The organism is Bacillus sp. BS98, assembly GCF_008432245.1.
Classification (GTDB): Bacteria; Bacillota; Bacilli; order Bacillales; family Bacillaceae_G; genus Bacillus_A; species Bacillus_A toyonensis.
Map to the genome: position 1 here is coordinate 4,023,371 of NZ_CP043830.1, position 17,506 is coordinate 4,040,876.

A 17,506-nucleotide genomic window follows, 5' to 3' on the forward strand; every position below is an offset into this window, starting at 1 on the left:
ATGTAGCGAGTTCTTTTTTATTCTAATCAAACTTGTACAGGAGCAAGCTTTTCATAACGTAAAACAGGTTTACGAGCAGCCATCGTTTCGTCTAAACGTTTAATAACTGTAGTGTGCGGTGCTTCTTGTACAACTTCTGGATTTTCTTCTACTTCTTTAGCGATTTGAATCATCTTATCAATGAAACCATCTAACGTTTCTTTTGATTCTGTTTCTGTCGGTTCAATCATAATACATTCTTCCACATTTAATGGGAAGTAAATTGTTGGTGGGTGGTAACCGAAATCAAGCAGACGTTTTGCAATATCTAATGTACGTACACCAAGTTTCTTTTGACGACGACCTGATAATACAAATTCATGCTTACAATGTCTATCGAACGGAAGATCATAGAACGGCGCTAATCTTCTCATCATATAATTCGCATTTAATACAGCATACTCAGTTACTGCACGTAGTCCATCTGGACCCATAGAACGAATGTATGTGTATGCACGAACGTTAATACCGAAGTTACCATAGAATGGTTTCACACGCCCAATTGCTTCTGGACGATCGTAATTGAAGTGGTAGCCATTTTCCGTTTTCTCTAAAATTGGTTTTGGTAAGTACGGAATTAAATCAGCTTTCACACCTACTGGACCAGAACCTGGACCACCGCCGCCATGCGGACCTGTAAATGTTTTATGAAGGTTTAAATGCACAACGTCAAATCCCATATCTCCTGGGCGCGCTTGGCTTAATACCGCATTTAAGTTTGCACCATCATAGTATAATTTACCGCCTGCATTATGGACGATTTCAGCCATTTCTAAAATATTTTCTTCGAATAGACCTAATGTATTTGGATTTGTTAACATAAGTGCTGCTGTTTCTTCGTTTACAACACGTTTTAAATCTTCTAAGTCAACAAGACCATGTTCATTCGATTTTACTGTAATTGTTTCAAAACCAGCTACAGTTGCAGATGCTGGATTCGTTCCGTGAGCAGAGTCAGGAACAATTACTTTCGTACGGTTAAAGTCACCATTTGCTTCATGGTAGGCACGAATTAACATTAAACCTGTCCATTCTCCGTGTGCACCTGCTGCTGGTTGTAATGTAACAGTATCCATACCTGTAATTTCAATTAAATGCTCTTGTAAGTCGTACATTAATTCCATTGCACCTTGTACTGTCTTTTCATCTTGAAGTGGATGAATATTTGCAAATCCTGCAAAACGAGCTACATTCTCATTAATTTTCGGATTATATTTCATCGTACAAGATCCAAGTGGATAGAATCCAGAATCCACGCCGTGGTTACGGTTTGAAAGTGCTGTATAGTGGCGCATAATGTCAAGTTCAGATACTTCTGGTAGCTCTGCATCTTCTACTCGAATATAATCGCTCTCAAATACATCTTCTAGTTTCACTTCTTCTACATCTAATTTGGGTAAGCTATATCCTACGCGTCCTTCTTTAGTCACTTCAAAAATAAGTGCTTGGTCTTGGTTCTTCATTGGATAGCCCCCATTTCGTTTACAAGTGTGTCAATTTCCTCTTTTGTACGAAGCTCAGTTACTGCTAACAGCATATGATTTTCTAATTCTTTATAATCACGGCCTAGATCATAACCACCGATAATATTCTTTTGTAGTAATGCGTCGTTTACTTCTTTCACTGGACGTTTGCAATCTACAACGAATTCATTGAAGAATGGTCCAGCAAATGTAGCTATGAAGCCTTTCGCTTCGAATTGACGTTTTGCATATTGTGCTTTAGAAATATTTTGACGTGCCATTTCTTTCACACCTTGTTTTCCAAGTGCCGTCATTGCAACAGAAGCTGCTAATGCATTTAACGCTTGGTTTGAACAAATGTTAGATGTCGCTTTGTCACGACGAATATGCTGTTCACGTGCTTGTAGCGTTAATACAAATCCACGTTTACCATCTGAATCTACCGTTTGTCCGACAAGACGTCCTGGAATTTTACGCATAAATGCTTTCGTTGTTGCAAAGTAACCACAGTGTGGTCCACCAAACTGTGTTGGAATACCGAATGGTTGTGCATCACCGATTACAATGTCAGCACCGAATTTCCCTGGTGGTGTTAATGCGCCTAATGATAACGGATTTGAAGAAACGATAAATAATGATTTTTGTTGATGAACGATTTTTTCAATATCAGCTAACTTTTCAACTTGTCCGAAGAAGTTTGGATATTGAACGATTACACAAGCAACTGTATCGTCTACTTCGCTTTGTAATACGTCTAAATCTGTTACACCATCTTTATGATTAATTTCAACAACTTCTAGATGTTGACCTTTTGCATAAGTTTCAAGTACTGCTCTTGATTCTGGGTGCACTGCACTAGATACAAGAATTTTCTTTTTACGAGTATGGCCAGCCGCTAACATTGCCGCTTCAGCTAAAGCTGTACCTCCGTCATACATAGAAGAGTTTGCTACATCCATTCCTGTTAATTCACAAATCATTGTTTGGAATTCAAAGATTGCTTGTAATTCCCCTTGTGAAATTTCTGGTTGGTATGGCGTGTAAGCAGTATAAAACTCTGAACGAGAAATAACATGATCAACAATTACTGGAGCATAATGATCGTATACGCCTGCTCCTAAGAAAGAAGCATATTCTTTTAAATTAGCATTTTTACCAGCCATTTGAGATAGCTCTTTTAAAAGCTCTGGCTCTGATTTTGCTTCTTTAATTTTTAAATCCCCTTTAAAACGAACACTCTCTGGAATATCAGAGAATAATTCGTCGATCGTTTGAACGCCGATCGTTTGTAACATTTCTTTTTTGTCTTCTTCTGTCATTGGAAGATAACGATGCAACATGAAATCTACCCCTCTCCCCGTTACTTTGAACGTTTATAAAATGGTGTTGGAACAACTACTGCTTTGACGCGTTTATTACGAATTTCAATTTCTACTTCTGTATCAACTGCTGCGTATTTTACATCAATTAGTGCTAAACCAATGCTTTTCTTTAACGTTGGAGATTGTGTACCACTCGTTACTTCCCCGATTTTTTCTTCTCCTACAAATACAGGGTAATGCGTACGAGGAATACCGCGTTCGATCACTTCGATGCCGACTAATTTACGAGATGCACCGTTTTCTTTTTGCTCTTTTAACGTTTCTTTTCCAAAGAAATCTGCTTCTTTGTTTGGTTTTACCGCAAAGCCAATTCCTGCTTCAATCGGTGTAATATCTTTTGATAATTCTTGTCCGTATAACGGAAGTGTTGCTTCAAAGCGAAGTGTATCACGAGCACCTAAACCACATGCTTTTAAGCCCTCTTCTGCTCCAACTTCAAGAAGTTTCTCCCAAAGTTTTGCAGCATCTTCACTCTTACAGTAAATTTCGAATCCGTCTTCACCTGTGTAACCTGTACGAGATACAAGTGCAGGAATTCCATCTACAAGAATATCGTTTTTAAATTTAAAGAACTTAATTTCTTTCAAATCTTCTGACACAACTTTTTGTAAAATGCCTTCTGCTTTTGGTCCTTGAATTGCAAGCTGCGCAACTTCACTAGAAACATTGACTACTTTCGCATCGCCAATTACATGACTTGCTAACCATTCGTAATCTTTCTCGATATTTGATGCATTGATTACTAATAAATAGTCTTCTTCACCACGTTTGTAGATTAATAAATCATCTACTGTACCACCATTTTCGTAGCACATAGCTGTATATTGTGCGCCTCCTACCTTTAAGGTAGATACGTCATTTGTAACAACACGTTGTAAAAATGCTAAACTATCTACACCTTTTACCTCAACTTCTCCCATATGAGACACATCGAACAAACCTGCCGCTGTACGTACAGCTTCGTGTTCTTCTTTAATGCTTGAAAATTGAACTGGTAATTCCCAGCCACCAAAGTCGATTGTTTTCCCACCATACTTCGCGTATACATCAAATAACGGTGTACGTTGTAATGTAATCATGCTCTTTCCCCCTTATGCTCTGACAAATCAATAAAAGTTGCTTCCCATATCTAAACATTTTCATTCTGAAAAGATAGGATATACGGAATCTCACTATATTTTTTTATGAAAGCGTAAATAAAAAAGTACTTTCTTGGATAAAATACGAAAGATTCCACACATTTCACACCATTATCCTAACATCATTCGCTATATTTCATCAATATTCTAGCATAAAAAATAATTTAGAATTTTTCATTCTTAATCTTACTAAATACAACTTTTGAGATTTAATGCTTATTATTGTCTATCATATAGCCTTTAATAACGATAACAAAGCCTTCTTTCAAGGCGAATCATTATACATGTAAAAAATAATTACTTTAACTTATAAAAGGTGGGAGAGTCGTAATGAATGTTGATATTTCCGTAGATCGGACGTGGCAAAACAATTTTTTAAATAGAATTGAAGAAGATGGTCCTTGGACAAACTGGGATTTATACCATTTAGCTTATGAAACAGAAAAATCGTTACTTGTTCCTACTTTCGATGGACTACAAGCACCGAAGCACTTATCCCATTTCACACCGCTTCCTCATCAATTAGAAGTCGCTCAAAATGTTATTGAACAAATGAACGGTAAAGCGATACTAGCCGACGAAGTAGGGCTTGGAAAAACAATTGAAGCTGGACTTATTTTAAAAGAATATATGGTGCGTGGGCTTGTGAAAAAAGTACTCATACTCGTCCCAGCCTCTCTCGTGTCACAATGGGCATACGAACTAAATACAAAGTTTTTCATTCCAGCTGTAGCTCAAAAGAAAAGCTACTCGTGGGAGCAAGCTGACGTGATCGTATCATCAATTGATACTGCAAAACGTTCACCACATCGCGATATCGTTTTGAACTTAGAATATGATCTTATTATTATCGATGAAGCACATAAACTAAAAAATAATAAAACAAAAAACTATGAATTTGCACAGCGATTAAAAAAGAAGTTTTGTTTATTACTAACAGCTACTCCTGTTCAAAACAAGATTGATGAAATTTTCAACCTTGTTTCTTTATTAAAACCAGGACATTTGGGCAATCAATCCAACTTTGAAGAATACTACGCTTCAAAAAATCGTTCAGCCGAATCAGATGAAGACTTAAAAGCTCTCATTAACAAAGTAATGGTCCGAAATAGACGTCATAATACCGGAATTGATTGGCCGAAGAGGCATGTACGTACAATTTTTGTAGAGTTTAATAAAGAAGAGCAAGCTTTATATAATGCAATTGAACACTGGGGAGGACGAGATGCCTTCACATCTGCTTTCTCATCCTTAACATTAAAACGCGAGGCATGTAGTAGCCGTGAAGCTGTGTACTATTCATTAAAAAAGCATGTAGAAAAACGTCAGAAAGAAAATGAACAATATATAAAAGATCCATATATTGATGTACTAATGGACAATATTAATCATATTCCATTCAACTCAAAAGCAAATAAAGCTCTTGAGCTTATAAAAGAAATTGACGATAAAGTCGTCATCTTCACGGAATATCGAGCGTCACAAATGTACTTACAATGGTTTTTACAGCAGCACGGCATTTCTTCCGTTCCGTTCCGCGGTGGATTTAAACGCGGGAAAAAAGATTGGATGAAGGAACTTTTCCAAAAACACGCGCAAGTATTAATTGCAACGGAAGCTGGCGGAGAAGGAATTAACTTACAGTTTTGTAGCCATATGATCAATTATGATTTGCCATGGAACCCAATGCGTCTTGAACAAAGAATTGGACGTATTCACCGTCTTGGTCAAAAAAATGATGTTCATATTTATAACTTAGCTACAAAGCATACTGTTGAAGAACACATTTTGAAACTGTTATATGAAAAAATAAATTTATTTGAGCGTGTTATCGGTGAACTCGATGAAATTTTAACAAGAATTAATATGAAAAACATCGATGCGCATATTCAAGAAATTTTTGCGCAATCAAAAAGCGAAGGAGAAATTCGAATTAAGATGGAAAACTTAACATCTATTATCGACTTTGCGAAGCGAAATGAAGCTGAGGTGCAAGGCTATGCAGCAACATGAAATCCATAATTACTTAAACAATTTCTTTGAAGCGAATAACTGCGAAATTTTAGGACGTTCCCCTCACCTATTAGATGTGCAGTTAACAATTGAGATGGATAAATTATTAATGAACCGCCCTTTCTATTGGCACTATCTTGAAAAAACAGGAGGCGTACCGAATCCGATGCGCCTTACTCTTATTACAAATCCAGAAAACGAAGAAAACGATGGCGAACTTATTCACTACGGTTCACCACGACTACATCAAATTTTCCAGACAACGAAAGAATTAGGCTCTTACATACGTTTATATGAGGAAATAAAGCATAACGGGGCAACGCATACACCGCTCCATCCTTGGCTCGGTGTAAATATAAAAGTGTCTTATCAATGTGATCGAAAAAAAGACATCCTTCATTCCATTGGTATTCATCTCATCTCTGGAACAATGATGGCAAATTTTCATGAAACATTAACTAACATTAAACTTACACCGAAAATACCTGATTTTTGTTTTACGCTCTCTCCTATCATTAAGCCTCAAAGCGGCTTACAACGTATAGAGGACGCTTTAAAAAATATAATTGCAGAAGATGATCATGCGTGGGCGAAAGAAGCGAGGGTACGTTGGAATCACGATTTAGATCTTTTAAATCGTTTTTATGAAGATAGTGATGAACTTCCTGAAAGCTATGAAATTGAAAAACAAGCCTTGCAAGAACAATATGAACCACGTATTACAGTGCAAATTATTAACGGTGGCCTCTTTTATGTTACCGCTAATCATTTTCTATCTTAAAAAAGCTCCTTCCGTTTTTAGAAGGAGCTTTTTTTTATTTATTTTCTATCCTACTCGCTATCGTCACTACGCTCTTGCTGTTTTTTCTGTGCCATACGTTTCTGCTGTGCACGATCCTTTGCGCTCACATGATTTGCATCAGTTGGAAGGTTTTCTTTCGAACGTCCAATTCCATTGCTCATCTTTCCCACTCCTTTTTACGTTTTTCAAAACACATGTTTATTTTCAGCTAGAGTTACAATCCTTATACAAAAAAATAAGAGCAGCCATTGGCTACTCTTACTCACTCACATATTTTTGAAACATATCATGGATGCCTTTATTTACGAGGTTCGAGATCTGTTCGTCAGATTTATTCGGATAACGATCGCGCAATCTGATAGATGCCTTCACCATTAAATTTTCTAATACAGAACGGCCACCTTCTCCATAAATAATTTCAGCATACTTAACAAGCCTTCCATCCTCTACTGTTGCTGGATTATGATTGAAGAAAAATTTACTCATTGTTTCCACCTCTCTCTTTGATAACGTTTACATTTATATATTTTATTTATGTTATTTATTTCACAATATTGTATGCACGTATATTTAATTAGTTTCATTATAAAGCAACATACCGATAGTACATATGTGATTTTCCGTCCATTTTGTGAACAAACCAAAAATGAAAGCGTTTCCTTTATTATATACTAAAAAAACTTACTACGCTAGGGGCAATTTTTTCAATCTACTAATCCCTCAAAAATTGATATATTTTTTCTTTTCCAATCAAACCTTATACAATTTTCAGAAATTATATTATAAAATATATGTATGACTTAAGGAGGATTTGTATGAATCAAAATAAAAAAGCTATATTAGATCTTGTCTTTTATCTCGTAATCCCATTCCTCATTTGGAAATTTGCAAAACCTTATATTGATCCTTATTACGCGATGTTAATTTCCTCTGTTCCGGGGATTATTTATACACTGTATACCTTTAAAAAAGAAAAGCAGTTTAACGTGACAGGATTCTTTATTTTAATTACACTCATTTCTAATACGACGGTAGATTTATTATCTGGATCAGCTGAACGAATGTTGTGGAACGATGCATATTATCACATCGTACTCGGTATTATCGTCATATGTACAATTTTTATAAAAAAACCACTTATGTTATATTTCGCAGCAGATATTGCAGCACTACAAGGGCATGACCGTGATAAAAGTCGTGAACTGTATCGTGATAGTCGTATATATCCAGCACTACAATATTTAACGCTATTTTTCGGGCTTCAATTTATATTAAAAAGCTTTTTAAAAATTTATTTCATCTCCGTTTTCGGTGTAGATGGCTACGGTGAAATGAGAGCGATTATGACTGCTGTCGGCTGGGGCATTTCAATTTGTATCGGAATAGGGTTCGTATGGGTGAACAATAAAATACATGCGGTTACTGAGGAAAAAGAGTCTGTACAGTAAATGAAAATCCCCTAGTATATAACGCTACTAGGGGATTTTCATTTTGCTAGACATATGACTAAAAGTTAACTTGATTTTTTCCTTTTATTTTTTACGTTTCGATAAAATAAAGCTGCACTAAGCGGCATAACACCAAACCATTTATTTAAAAATGGCTCTTTTTCAGAGCGGCGTTGTTCTTTCTTTTGTTTACGATCTTCTTTTGGTGCATCCATATATGACACAAACTGCTGCGTCACAAAGCGAACATAATCATTAGTAGACATATTATCATCACCTCTACTTGATTAGTATGTCCACTTTTTTATTCATTAATCTTTTCCTTTAATTCATTCATAATTTGCTTTACTGACTTATTTGTCGTGTCGATATGAATATGTGCCTCTTCATAATACGCTCGGCGCGATTCGAATTTCGTTACAAATGCCTCTATATCTTTCTTCTGAAATAGTGGTCGTGTCGTATCTTCACGAAGCCTTTCTGCAATTACATGCGGATCACAATATAAATACACGACAGTCCCGTTCTCTTTCATCCACTTTCGATTTTCCACTCGCTCAATAATCCCTCCACCAGTTGTAATGATTGCATTATGAACTGGTAGTGAACGTAACATCTCACTTTCATATTCTCGAAAAGTTATTTCGCCTTCTTCTGCAAAAATATTTCGAATTGCCTTCTCTTGCTTCTCTTCGATTTTTTGATCTGTATCTACAACATCCATTTGCAGTTCTTTACTTAACGCTTTTCCAATTGTTGTTTTCCCAGCTCCCATATAGCCGGTTATGTATATAGATTTCATTTTCTGTCCTCTCAATCGTCATGTATTAATTGTTATTATAACGAAAGATGCTACTTTGTTTAATAAAAAAACGTTTTGTTCTTCTTATACTAAGAAGAACAAAACGTAACATACTCGCTTTTACCTATAAGTACCTCTTCTCACCCACTGCGTTGCAATCCATTTCTCGCCTTTCGTTACAGATGCCCCTCCATGTAACGTAAGCTCATTTAGTGATTGATCTTGATAAAAATACTCAAAGTATACTGCCATTCCCTTTCTAGGATGTACAGAAAGATTTAATTTCGGGAAGAACGTTTCTCCGCCTTCTTCTACATCATTTAAGTACATTACAAGCGTGCTAATACGATTATTAGCAGCTGATCTACTATGTTCCGCAAAATAATCATAGTGCGCTTTATATTGTTGATCCACTTCATAATTTAAAATGTGCAATCCTTCTCCATGCGTCACCGGAACATTCATGATAGATGAAATACGTTTTTCAATCTTCGAAGTAAGTTCATTCTCTTCCAAAAATGCGCCGCTACTTGTTCGGATATCATTTACATCACGTGCTGAACCAATTGTAGAACGTTTTATTTTATTTTTAGACATTTCAATTAATTCGTTGCATTCTTCGTCACTTATTACATTTCCTAATACGACGATAAGAGGTTCTTCGAATTTCGAAATAATTTGTATTTCCCTATCTTCTGTCATAATCGTATTTCCTTTATGATCAAAAATAGTTTGTTCTTTATTTTCACCTATTTGATTGTTATTTGTCATTTCCCTATTCTCCCTAAAAAAAATGATTGGATAGCATGAATATATCATATTCTTTCTACCTTTCTCTTTTTTGAGAAAATTTAAACTTTTGATCGTTATATTTATCCATTTCCCAAAAGAAATTGAAGCTCTTCACAATGGAAATTCATGGTTTTACTCCGCATACTTTACCTGTCATCCTTCTATCCAATCAAATATTTTCTCATCATTTTTTCTATACCGAAAGCTCACCGTATAGAAAATTCTTTGTTTTGTCTCGCACTGCAAAGAAACGAGAATCATATCATTTTCAAATTCGTACTTTCCACTCACTTTTCCCTTTGTATATGGAAAGAAAAAGGTACCATCTCTTTCTGTTTTCTGTAAGTCTACTTTTATATCTGCAATAGCTCGATTAATCAACTCTTCCACTAAAAATTTTTTCTCTATTTCAGTATAAAATTTTTTATCAGAAAGCAACATATTCGTTTCGTATACAAAAAAAGAGGTTAATAAAATTAAAAAAATGATTGTTGCTGGCATTGTAAATCCATCTTGTTTTTTCATTCCTTTATTTCCATTTCGCTATATCTTACAACTACACCTTCATGTATTTCCCCACTAGTATCTTTCATATTTATAAAGAGCACATGAGGTGTTAGTTTGTACGAAACATTGCCAACCTTTTGTAATATAACTTCCCTTCCACGCATATTCACTTTTCTTATAAGATGATTATTCACTTTTTCATATATCACTTCATCCCCATTACGCAAACGGAAGCGTAAAATACTACCTTTATTTTCAAGGGCCATTATATGTTCCCCAAACGATACCTCACGAAACTCCAGTTGTACTTGGCCTAAAAACACATCCCACTCCCACTCATTTAATCCTTTTAAGTGTTTATTCTCCATTCCGATAAAATGAAGACTCGGTAAAAGTAAAAAGAACAGGGATACTAGAAACAAACATACGATCATTTCTATTAATGTAAATCCAACTTCTAATTTATTTTTCCTCCCACATAAAAACATTGTTCCATCATTCTTCCCTTCACATCTTTCCACATAGTACACACTTCACTTCCTCCCCAATATGTGTAATATACAAGTTCGTTTATAATTTTTTCTTTTACTCGCATTTCCTCATTCTCATACATATATAAAGCTGCTTCTTTTTTTAATAATACGAATGCCTTATAGCGGAGTTGTATATTTTTTCTTTCTTGCATGACCAATACTGTTTGCGGCAGCAGTACCGATACCGCCATCATTAGTATGCTTAACGATACAAGCATTTCAGCCATTATGGATCCTTTTTGATATTTCACGATACGTAAATCTCCCTCTTCCGAGCTGAAATACAATCTCATATTTATAACTTCGATACGAAAGTAAAATTGTACCACCTCTATTAATATTTCCGCTCGGATTATATGTCATCGGATTTGGAAATGTATGCAAATCAATTTGTATATCGTTACCGTAGTCTCTCGACACAATAAAATGATTCGTACCCGACTCCTCAATGTAATACGTGTTTTTCTCTTTATACCACCGTAGCGTATAGTATTTCTGACGATTTATCGCTAATTGTTGCATATACAAAATATCATTTGAAAATTGGCTCAAAAATTGTTCGACTTTTTGTTTTTCATATAATGAATGAACATTAAAATACGTAATCATACTTAAGACAGAAATTACAAATAAAACGAGCAACATTTCTAAAAGAGTAAATCCTTTTTGTTTCACAATGTCCCGATTGATACTGTGCCATCATCTGAAATATGAATAGATTCACCATTCGGACACTTATGAGTTGTAATATATTTTTCGTCACTTAGCTCTTTTAACGAAGGAATTTTATTATGCTGTAATTGATATACCTGTATTTGCGCTTCTATAGATTTCACATAGGCTGCGCATCCTTTTCCTTGAACTGATGAGCGCTGCTTCACTACATTCGGAATAATTAATAGTAATAATACAGTTATAACAACCATAACTAATAACATCTCTAACAGAGTAAATCCTTCCTCATTCTGCATGTAAATGCCTCCTAAATGGAATTCATCATTTGAAACATCGGCATAATCATCGCTAAATACATAAGAACAACTATTCCTCCAATGCATGTAAATAAAATCGGTTGAATGATAACTAACATACGTTTCATTTTTTGTTCCATCTTTTCTATAACAAGATCGCTATAGTCCTCTAATTCAACTGCCAAATTACCGTTTGCTTGTCCATGCCTAATAATATAAGAAAGTTCTTTTTCGTAATAACCACTTTTAGCAATGATAGATTGTAACGATTCTCCTGCAATTAATTGCCGTTCAATTCGGGCTGCTTCATACTGAAAAAATCGATTATATTTTTGCTCCATCATTATTGTGAGTGCTTCGAGCACCGATAGTCCGCCGTACAATAAACCACTCAATTGAGTGGAGAAATAATGCGAATGCTTTAAAATAAGAAATACTTTTATGAGAGGAATACGAAGCATGATTTTTACCTGTTCAATATGTGGGAGTTTCCGAAAATAAAACAAATATACGCTACATCCAATAATAAAGATAAGAATACCGCTAAAAATAATGTAAGGTATTCGTTTAATTGCACTTAAAATTTGTTCTGTAAATAGCGGCGCTGTAGAACCAAATGAACTATACACCATTTCAACCTGCGGTAATAAGATGAGATTGAAAACAGCAAGCATAATCATTAAAAAGAATGCTAATAACATAGGATACTGCATTATTTTCATCATATCTTTCCTATACTTATCCTTCTTATAAAGAAGTGCGCTCCCTTGTTGCAATGCAAAAGAAATATCACCATGTTTCTCAGCATAAAATAAATAACTTAACATCTCCTGATGAAACATTAATTGATGAAACGAATCGTGTAGACTTCTCCCCTCTTTTAATCCCTCAATCATATGCTGTAATTGTACTTTCTTTTCTAAGGGTAATTGAAACCGTAAAAATTCTAGTGCCTGCAAAAGGGAGTATCCTTTTTCTAATAGTTCTCCTAATCGTTTCAACAATACTAATTGCTCACTTAAACTCCATGTTTTCTTAAACATAAACATCTTCTTCTAAAAATCCTAAAGCATACCCTTTTCGTATCGAAGATTCTAATGTTTCATGTTTGTACGTAACACATTCTCCGTTCGCTTCTTTAATTGCTTGTTGCAAATCATATCCATCTAACAACTCGTAAACGCTTGCTTGTCTTACTTGCCGCATTGATTTACATAAAATTGAGCACTTTCCTCTGCAAAATGGACACTTTAATTCAACAAGTCGCTGTGCAGCGACAGCCAATAAAGCTTGTTCAATTTCTTGCCTCGTTATGCCATAATCCATAAATCTGAGTATCGCTCCTTTCGCATCATTCGTATGCAGGGTCGTCATTACTAAATGTCCAGTTAAACTTGCTCTTACAGCTATTTTTGCTGTTTCTTCATCCCGGATTTCACCAACTAATATAATATCTGGATCATGGCGTAAAATAGCCTTTAGTCCAGCCTCATAAGTGATACCTGCTTTTTCATTTATTTGAATTTGTAATAAATCGTCTTTTCTTTTTTCAACTGGGTCTTCAAGTGTTACAATTCGACGTGTTTTCCTTTTTCTAATTACCTCTAATAATGCATACATTGTCGTTGTCTTCCCAGAACCAGTCGGTCCAGTAAATACGAGTAGACCATGTGAATAACGTAAAAAAGAGAGGAGTTTTTCCGCCGTACTTGGAAATAACGAAAGATGAGATAACGGCTGCACAGATGCTTGTAAATGAAGGCGAATCACGAGACTTTCTCGATATACAGTCGGAAGTGTTGAAAGACGTAAATACACTTCTTGTCCATCAATTTGTAAATACAATGAACCATTTTGTGGCTTCCGCCTCTCTCCTATATCCATGGATGCCAAAAATTTAAAGTGCGAAACAAGTTTTTCTCCAAACTCCTTTTCAATACATTGTTTCGTAATTAAATCTTTTCCTATACGTAGCTGAACCGCTACATCCTTCTGCCGGGGCACAATATGTAAGTCCGATGCTTGTACCCTACACGCTTCTTTCAAAATTGTATTCGCAAAAATTTCAATTCCATTCATCATTTTCCCTCCTCACTATGTATATAGCATGAAAAAATGCACAATAAAAATTGGGACTTTTGTATTTTCATCAGAATAAAAAGGAAAATTATGTTTGTGAAATTATGAACAATTTCCGAATTATTGTCTGAAATTACCTATATGGAAGTTTATCTGTATTATAATGTTATTATCTTGGATAAAGTGATAAAGGTGGAGATCCTCATGGAACAAGCTTTAAAAATTACAGGTGTATTATCTGACCCAACTCGTTATTACATTTATAAATATATTTCTCAAAAACATAGTTACGTAACTGTACAAGAAATTGCAGATGAGTTTGACATTCATCCAAACGTAGCACGCTTACATTTATCTAAATTAGAAGATGTTCATATGCTTAAATCTGAAACAAAGAAAACTGGAAAGGGTGGAAGACCAAGCAGATTATATGTATTATCTGATGATGTTATCCAATTGCAATTTCCATTCCGTGATTATCAATTATTAGCAAAAATAGCGTTCAATTCTCTCCTTAGCCTTGGAGCTGCTGGTGAAAAAGCGCTATACGAAACAGGAAAACAATTCGGGGCAGAATTAATGCAACAACATATGCACCGCTTAAATGTGAGTGAAGAAGACTTAACAGTAGAACAAAAAATTCAAATTGCAAAAGAAGCTTTCTCAACAGCTGGTTTATCACCTGCATTTGAATTAAGTGCAGATGGAACAAAAATTTTCTATGATGTACACAATTGTCCATTTAAAGAAGTTGCTGTTCATCACCCAACTGAAATTTGTAATATGCATGGGGATATGATGAAAGGGATTTTTGAAATCCTATTCCCTAACATGGAATTAACACGAAATGATAGTCTACTAGATGGATGTAAATCTTGTAATTATAAATTAACAATTTAATTTCTCATATAAAAAGAAGCCAATTATAATTGGCTTCTTTTTATATGAACGAATATTTACAATAGTAAGAAAAATAAACTATAATGAGGAGAGGTTTACTTTTTCTAGAAAAGGAGGGAGATGGCATGGAGCGCATGTTTCGCGTTCTCGGCTTTTGGACTGGAATTTTCTCGGTTATGTTTTACGTAGGGGATATGCAACAGGCTGCACTACTATTTTTAGGACAAACAGGTTTCTTCGTACTTTTAAGTTATTTAAAATTAACAGAGCGTATGTATATATACGTATTTGGGGCCTACTTAACTGTTTTCTTCATAGGATTTACATACTACACGACGTTTTTACTTGTCCCTGGGGCTGGACATTAAAAGATGGCAATTTGCCATCTTTTTTTTAATCGCGGAATTTCCTAGTTGACTTATAGGTTTTATTACCTTATATTCTATATAACAGATTGGAATTAGGGGGAATCAACATGAATACACTGCTTGTCGGAATTAACGTTGTAGTCATGCTCATTTTAGTCGGCGTATTATATTATATGCAACGTAAGCATGTATCTTTTAATAAACGTGTATTTACTGCTTTAGGAGTCGGAATTTTATTTGGTCTTATATTACAATTTATTTATGAGCCTACTTCTAAAGTAATTATTGAATCAAATACTTGGTTTGGCTTAATCGGTAACGGTTATGTGAAATTGCTTCAAATGATCGTTATGCCACTTATTTTAGTATCTATTATTTCAGCCTTTACAAAATTACAATTAACGAAAAATCTTGGTAAAATCAGTGGCCTTATTATCGGAATTTTAATTCTTACTACAGGAATTGCTGCAGCTGTCGGAATCGCTGCAAGTGCAGGATTTGATGTATCAGCAACAGGCCTACAACAAGGTGATGCAGAATCTGCTCGTCTGAAACTAGTTGAAGAAAGATTTACTTCTATTGAAAAGACAACAATTCCAGACAAATTATTAGAGCTATTACCTACAAATCCATTTCTTGATTTAACAGGTGCTCGTCCAACATCAACAATTTCTGTCGTAATATTTGCAGCCTTTATCGGCATTGCCTTTATAGGTGTAAAACGAAAATATCCAGAACAAGCAGAGTTATTTAAGAAGATGCTTGATGCTGTATATGCAATCGTAATGCGTATGGTAACATTAATTTTACGCCTTACTCCATACGGCGTATTAGCTCTTATGGCAAAAACAGTTGCTGGTAGCGATATAAATGCTATTTTAAAACTTGGTAACTTCGTGTTAGCGTCTTACGTAGCACTTATCGTAATGTTCGTTATTCACTTATTATTAATTGCTCTATCTGGTTTAAATCCAATTCAATATTTGAAAAAGGTATTCCCTGTATTAACATTTGCATTCACATCTCGCTCTAGTGCTGGTGCAATGCCATTAAATATTGAAGCGCAAAAAGAAAAGCTTGGTATTTCCGAAGGGATTGCAAACTTCGCAGCTTCATTCGGGGTATCTATCGGTCAAAACGGTTGCGCAGGTATTTATCCAGCAATGCTTGCAATGATGGTCGCTCCAACTGTAGGAATTGATCCGTTACAACCACAATTTATTTTAACTTTAATCGCTGTCGTTGCTATTAGCTCATTCGGTGTTGCCGGTGTTGGTGGCGGTGCAACATTCGCAGCGTTAATCGTACTATCTACAATGAACTTACCAATTGGCATTGTCGCTCTTGTTATCTCGGTTGAACCATTAATCGATATGGGCCGTACAGCTCTTAACGTAAGTGGTTCTATGACAGCAGGTCTTATTTCTAGTAAATGGCTTGGTGAATTAGATCAAGATACGTACAATCAAGATGATACAAAAACTGGTGAAATTGCTTCATAATAAGAAAAAGACGCTAACATAAAACTGTTAGCGTCTTTTTTTACATCTCATCTTGAAAAGTATCACTCCAAGCATTCTTCTAGTTGCTCTTTTAACTCCTCCTCAATCTCATAATAAGAATCATCAACAAGTTTTCCTACTTTCTTACTCCCCCAAATTCTTGATTGAGTTAGCATTCCTAAAAGGATATTTTCACATTTCCAAATTGGAATGATATAAAAGTCAATCATCTCACCTTCTTCATCTACTATCGCCATAGAAACTGATGAATAATACCCCGTTTCAAAGGGATCCTCTTTTTCTCTTTCGAATCCAATGTCTAATTCCATATTTTTCTCAATATATAAATGCGCATACTCTCTAAAAAGTTTAAGTGATATTCGCTCTATCTCCTTTTCCATACATTGAATTTTCTCTTTCAATTCCAATGTAAAATCTCGTTCTTTATACTTCATTTCCGTCTCCTTACACATAGAAAAAGAGAATACAATAACATATTCTCTTTTCTCAAATATATTTCATTATCTCACAGCCCGTCCTTTTCACAAATAACCATTCTGCTCGCACCATTTATGAAATTGTCCTACGTCCACTCCAACTAACACGATATCCTTTAGCTCGACATCAATACTTTGTTCTCCAATTATAATAGCGAAGTGTGGTTTTAATTGTTCTTCGTTTTTCTTTACAATTCCAATTCGGTTCCGATGCGGGCCATCTTTTATATATGCTTTTTGCCCTACAATATCAAAGTTCAAGATTCTCA

The 17,506-nt window shown here is 35.1% G+C and carries 24 protein-coding genes; 7 read left to right on the forward strand and 17 right to left on the reverse strand.

What is annotated here, in order from left to right:
• Positions 1-26 precede the first annotated feature (26 nt).
• The 3 genes from gcvPB to gcvT are packed head-to-tail and all read right to left on the reverse strand — an operon-like array spanning position 27 to position 3,963.
• Positions 27-1,502 (reverse strand): aminomethyl-transferring glycine dehydrogenase subunit 2, encoded by a 1,476-nt coding sequence (gcvPB, locus tag F0362_RS20840; RefSeq protein ID WP_000795710.1) that lies wholly within the window; start codon positions 1,500-1,502, stop codon positions 27-29.
• Positions 1,499-2,842 carry an aminomethyl-transferring glycine dehydrogenase subunit 1 gene (gene gcvPA / locus F0362_RS20845; protein ID WP_149889945.1) on the reverse strand — a complete coding sequence of 448 codons (1,344 nt, stop codon included), beginning with the start codon at positions 2,840-2,842 and terminating at the stop codon, positions 1,499-1,501. Before gcvPA ends, gcvPB begins: the two co-directional genes overlap by 4 nt.
• Positions 2,843-2,862: 20 nt before the next feature.
• The gene (gene gcvT / locus F0362_RS20850) at positions 2,863-3,963 is read right to left on the reverse strand and encodes a glycine cleavage system aminomethyltransferase GcvT (protein ID WP_000631761.1); all 1,101 of its coding nucleotides are present in this window, start codon (positions 3,961-3,963) and stop codon (positions 2,863-2,865) included.
• Positions 3,964-4,353: 390 nt separating this feature from the next.
• On the opposite strand from gcvT, the gene F0362_RS20855 reads away from it, so the two are divergent.
• Both F0362_RS20855 and F0362_RS20860 read left to right on the forward strand, forming a co-directional pair.
• Positions 4,354-6,036, forward strand: a complete 1,683-nt coding sequence (locus F0362_RS20855; protein WP_001100044.1) for a DEAD/DEAH box helicase — start codon at positions 4,354-4,356, stop codon at positions 6,034-6,036.
• A complete protein-coding gene (locus F0362_RS20860) occupies positions 6,023-6,817 on the forward strand; it encodes a YqhG family protein (protein ID WP_001183954.1) in 795 nt (264 codons plus the stop codon). The genes F0362_RS20855 and F0362_RS20860 overlap by 14 nt, the downstream gene beginning before the upstream one ends.
• 50 nt (positions 6,818-6,867) lie before the next feature.
• On the opposite strand, the gene F0362_RS31260 is transcribed toward F0362_RS20860, so the two are convergent.
• Together F0362_RS31260 and F0362_RS20865 are read right to left on the reverse strand one after the other, a co-directional pair.
• Positions 6,868-6,999 carry a hypothetical protein gene (locus F0362_RS31260; RefSeq protein WP_000064664.1) on the reverse strand — a complete coding sequence of 44 codons (132 nt, stop codon included), beginning with the start codon at positions 6,997-6,999 and terminating at the stop codon, positions 6,868-6,870.
• Positions 7,000-7,096: 97 nt separating this feature from the next.
• Positions 7,097-7,324 carry a hypothetical protein gene (locus F0362_RS20865; RefSeq protein WP_000032702.1) on the reverse strand — a complete coding sequence of 76 codons (228 nt, stop codon included), beginning with the start codon at positions 7,322-7,324 and terminating at the stop codon, positions 7,097-7,099.
• Between the two features lie 72 nt (positions 7,325-7,396).
• On the opposite strand from F0362_RS20865, the gene F0362_RS20870 reads away from it, so the two are divergent.
• The gene (locus F0362_RS20870) at positions 7,397-7,513 is read left to right on the forward strand and encodes a GTP pyrophosphokinase (protein WP_149890064.1); all 117 of its coding nucleotides are present in this window, start codon (positions 7,397-7,399) and stop codon (positions 7,511-7,513) included.
• A gap of 140 nt (positions 7,514-7,653) precedes the next feature.
• Positions 7,654-8,286 carry a VC0807 family protein gene (locus F0362_RS20875; RefSeq protein ID WP_001073100.1) on the forward strand — a complete coding sequence of 211 codons (633 nt, stop codon included), beginning with the start codon at positions 7,654-7,656 and terminating at the stop codon, positions 8,284-8,286.
• Positions 8,287-8,351: 65 nt separating this feature from the next.
• Here the strand turns inward: F0362_RS20875 and F0362_RS20880 are convergent, their stop codons facing one another.
• The 10 genes from F0362_RS20880 to comGA all read right to left on the reverse strand — a co-directional run bounded on the left by F0362_RS20880 (position 8,352) and on the right by comGA (position 13,970).
• Positions 8,352-8,552, reverse strand: coding sequence for a YqzE family protein (locus F0362_RS20880; RefSeq protein ID WP_000106086.1), 201 nt, complete (start codon positions 8,550-8,552; stop codon positions 8,352-8,354).
• A gap of 38 nt (positions 8,553-8,590) precedes the next feature.
• Positions 8,591-9,088: a shikimate kinase gene (locus tag F0362_RS20885; protein ID WP_000836652.1), complete on the reverse strand. Its 498-nt coding sequence runs from the start codon at positions 9,086-9,088 to the stop codon at positions 8,591-8,593.
• A 120-nt stretch (positions 9,089-9,208) separates the two neighbouring features.
• A complete protein-coding gene (locus tag F0362_RS20890) occupies positions 9,209-9,859 on the reverse strand; it encodes a 2OG-Fe(II) oxygenase (protein WP_000183876.1) in 651 nt (216 codons plus the stop codon).
• A 174-nt stretch (positions 9,860-10,033) separates the two neighbouring features.
• On the reverse strand, positions 10,034-10,405 hold the full coding sequence (comGG, locus tag F0362_RS20895) for a competence type IV pilus minor pilin ComGG (protein WP_000743702.1): 372 nt from the start codon (positions 10,403-10,405) through the stop codon (positions 10,034-10,036).
• A complete protein-coding gene (comGF, locus tag F0362_RS20900; RefSeq protein ID WP_000477944.1) occupies positions 10,402-10,875 on the reverse strand; it encodes a competence type IV pilus minor pilin ComGF in 474 nt (157 codons plus the stop codon). The genes comGG and comGF overlap by 4 nt, the downstream gene beginning before the upstream one ends.
• Entirely contained in the window at positions 10,845-11,147 is a 303-nt protein-coding gene (locus F0362_RS20905) for a hypothetical protein (protein ID WP_000829525.1), read from the reverse strand. Before F0362_RS20905 ends, comGF begins: the two co-directional genes overlap by 31 nt.
• Entirely contained in the window at positions 11,140-11,595 is a 456-nt protein-coding gene (gene comGD / locus F0362_RS20910) for a competence type IV pilus minor pilin ComGD (RefSeq protein WP_000810404.1), read from the reverse strand. Before comGD ends, F0362_RS20905 begins: the two co-directional genes overlap by 8 nt.
• Positions 11,592-11,891, reverse strand: a complete 300-nt coding sequence (gene comGC, locus F0362_RS20915) for a competence type IV pilus major pilin ComGC (protein ID WP_001178691.1) — start codon at positions 11,889-11,891, stop codon at positions 11,592-11,594. Before comGC ends, comGD begins: the two co-directional genes overlap by 4 nt.
• An 11-nt stretch (positions 11,892-11,902) precedes the next feature.
• Positions 11,903-12,940, reverse strand: a complete 1,038-nt coding sequence (gene comGB, locus F0362_RS20920; RefSeq protein ID WP_002093281.1) for a competence type IV pilus assembly protein ComGB — start codon at positions 12,938-12,940, stop codon at positions 11,903-11,905.
• Entirely contained in the window at positions 12,927-13,970 is a 1,044-nt protein-coding gene (comGA, locus tag F0362_RS20925; protein WP_001013172.1) for a competence type IV pilus ATPase ComGA, read from the reverse strand. Before comGA ends, comGB begins: the two co-directional genes overlap by 14 nt.
• A gap of 204 nt (positions 13,971-14,174) precedes the next feature.
• Between comGA and F0362_RS20930 the strand changes: the two genes are divergently transcribed.
• The 3 genes from F0362_RS20930 (at position 14,175) to F0362_RS20940 (ending at position 16,740) form a co-directional block, all read left to right on the forward strand.
• A complete protein-coding gene (locus tag F0362_RS20930) occupies positions 14,175-14,870 on the forward strand; it encodes a helix-turn-helix transcriptional regulator (protein ID WP_000434112.1) in 696 nt (231 codons plus the stop codon).
• Between the two features lie 125 nt (positions 14,871-14,995).
• The gene (locus F0362_RS20935) at positions 14,996-15,238 is read left to right on the forward strand and encodes a DUF2626 domain-containing protein (protein WP_000440717.1); all 243 of its coding nucleotides are present in this window, start codon (positions 14,996-14,998) and stop codon (positions 15,236-15,238) included.
• 107 nt (positions 15,239-15,345) lie between these two features.
• Positions 15,346-16,740 (forward strand): L-cystine transporter, encoded by a 1,395-nt coding sequence (locus F0362_RS20940; protein ID WP_001094350.1) that lies wholly within the window; start codon positions 15,346-15,348, stop codon positions 16,738-16,740.
• Between the two features lie 62 nt (positions 16,741-16,802).
• On the opposite strand, the gene F0362_RS20945 is transcribed toward F0362_RS20940, so the two are convergent.
• The gene (locus tag F0362_RS20945) at positions 16,803-17,195 is read right to left on the reverse strand and encodes a hypothetical protein (protein ID WP_000875407.1); all 393 of its coding nucleotides are present in this window, start codon (positions 17,193-17,195) and stop codon (positions 16,803-16,805) included.
• Positions 17,196-17,282: 87 nt separating this feature from the next.
• Positions 17,283-17,498 (reverse strand): DUF3912 family protein, encoded by a 216-nt coding sequence (locus F0362_RS20950; protein WP_001008324.1) that lies wholly within the window; start codon positions 17,496-17,498, stop codon positions 17,283-17,285.
• Between the last annotated feature and the right edge of the window lie 8 nt (positions 17,499-17,506).

Coding starts and splice junctions, on each gene's coding strand:
- gcvPB (WP_000795710.1), bottom strand. CDS start 1,502: ATGAAGAACCAAGACCAAGCACTTATTTTTGAAGTGACTAAAGAAGGA.
- gcvPA (WP_149889945.1), bottom strand. CDS start 2,842: ATGTTGCATCGTTATCTTCCAATGACAGAAGAAGACAAAAAAGAAATG.
- gcvT (WP_000631761.1), bottom strand. CDS start 3,963: ATGATTACATTACAACGTACACCGTTATTTGATGTATACGCGAAGTAT.
- F0362_RS20855 (WP_001100044.1), top strand. CDS start 4,354: ATGAATGTTGATATTTCCGTAGATCGGACGTGGCAAAACAATTTTTTA.
- F0362_RS20860 (WP_001183954.1), top strand. CDS start 6,023: ATGCAGCAACATGAAATCCATAATTACTTAAACAATTTCTTTGAAGCG.
- F0362_RS31260 (WP_000064664.1), bottom strand. CDS start 6,999: ATGAGCAATGGAATTGGACGTTCGAAAGAAAACCTTCCAACTGATGCA.
- F0362_RS20865 (WP_000032702.1), bottom strand. CDS start 7,324: ATGAGTAAATTTTTCTTCAATCATAATCCAGCAACAGTAGAGGATGGA.
- F0362_RS20870 (WP_149890064.1), top strand. CDS start 7,397: ATGCACGTATATTTAATTAGTTTCATTATAAAGCAACATACCGATAGT.
- F0362_RS20875 (WP_001073100.1), top strand. CDS start 7,654: ATGAATCAAAATAAAAAAGCTATATTAGATCTTGTCTTTTATCTCGTA.
- F0362_RS20880 (WP_000106086.1), bottom strand. CDS start 8,552: ATGTCTACTAATGATTATGTTCGCTTTGTGACGCAGCAGTTTGTGTCA.
- F0362_RS20885 (WP_000836652.1), bottom strand. CDS start 9,088: ATGAAATCTATATACATAACCGGCTATATGGGAGCTGGGAAAACAACA.
- F0362_RS20890 (WP_000183876.1), bottom strand. CDS start 9,859: ATGACAAATAACAATCAAATAGGTGAAAATAAAGAACAAACTATTTTT.
- comGG (WP_000743702.1), bottom strand. CDS start 10,405: ATGAAAAAACAAGATGGATTTACAATGCCAGCAACAATCATTTTTTTA.
- comGF (WP_000477944.1), bottom strand. CDS start 10,875: ATGTTTTTATGTGGGAGGAAAAATAAATTAGAAGTTGGATTTACATTA.
- F0362_RS20905 (WP_000829525.1), bottom strand. CDS start 11,147: ATGGCTGAAATGCTTGTATCGTTAAGCATACTAATGATGGCGGTATCG.
- comGC (WP_001178691.1), bottom strand. CDS start 11,891: ATGCAGAATGAGGAAGGATTTACTCTGTTAGAGATGTTATTAGTTATG.
- comGB (WP_002093281.1), bottom strand. CDS start 12,940: ATGTTTATGTTTAAGAAAACATGGAGTTTAAGTGAGCAATTAGTATTG.
- comGA (WP_001013172.1), bottom strand. CDS start 13,970: ATGAATGGAATTGAAATTTTTGCGAATACAATTTTGAAAGAAGCGTGT.
- F0362_RS20930 (WP_000434112.1), top strand. CDS start 14,175: ATGGAACAAGCTTTAAAAATTACAGGTGTATTATCTGACCCAACTCGT.
- F0362_RS20935 (WP_000440717.1), top strand. CDS start 14,996: ATGGAGCGCATGTTTCGCGTTCTCGGCTTTTGGACTGGAATTTTCTCG.
- F0362_RS20940 (WP_001094350.1), top strand. CDS start 15,346: ATGAATACACTGCTTGTCGGAATTAACGTTGTAGTCATGCTCATTTTA.
- F0362_RS20945 (WP_000875407.1), bottom strand. CDS start 17,195: ATGAAGTATAAAGAACGAGATTTTACATTGGAATTGAAAGAGAAAATT.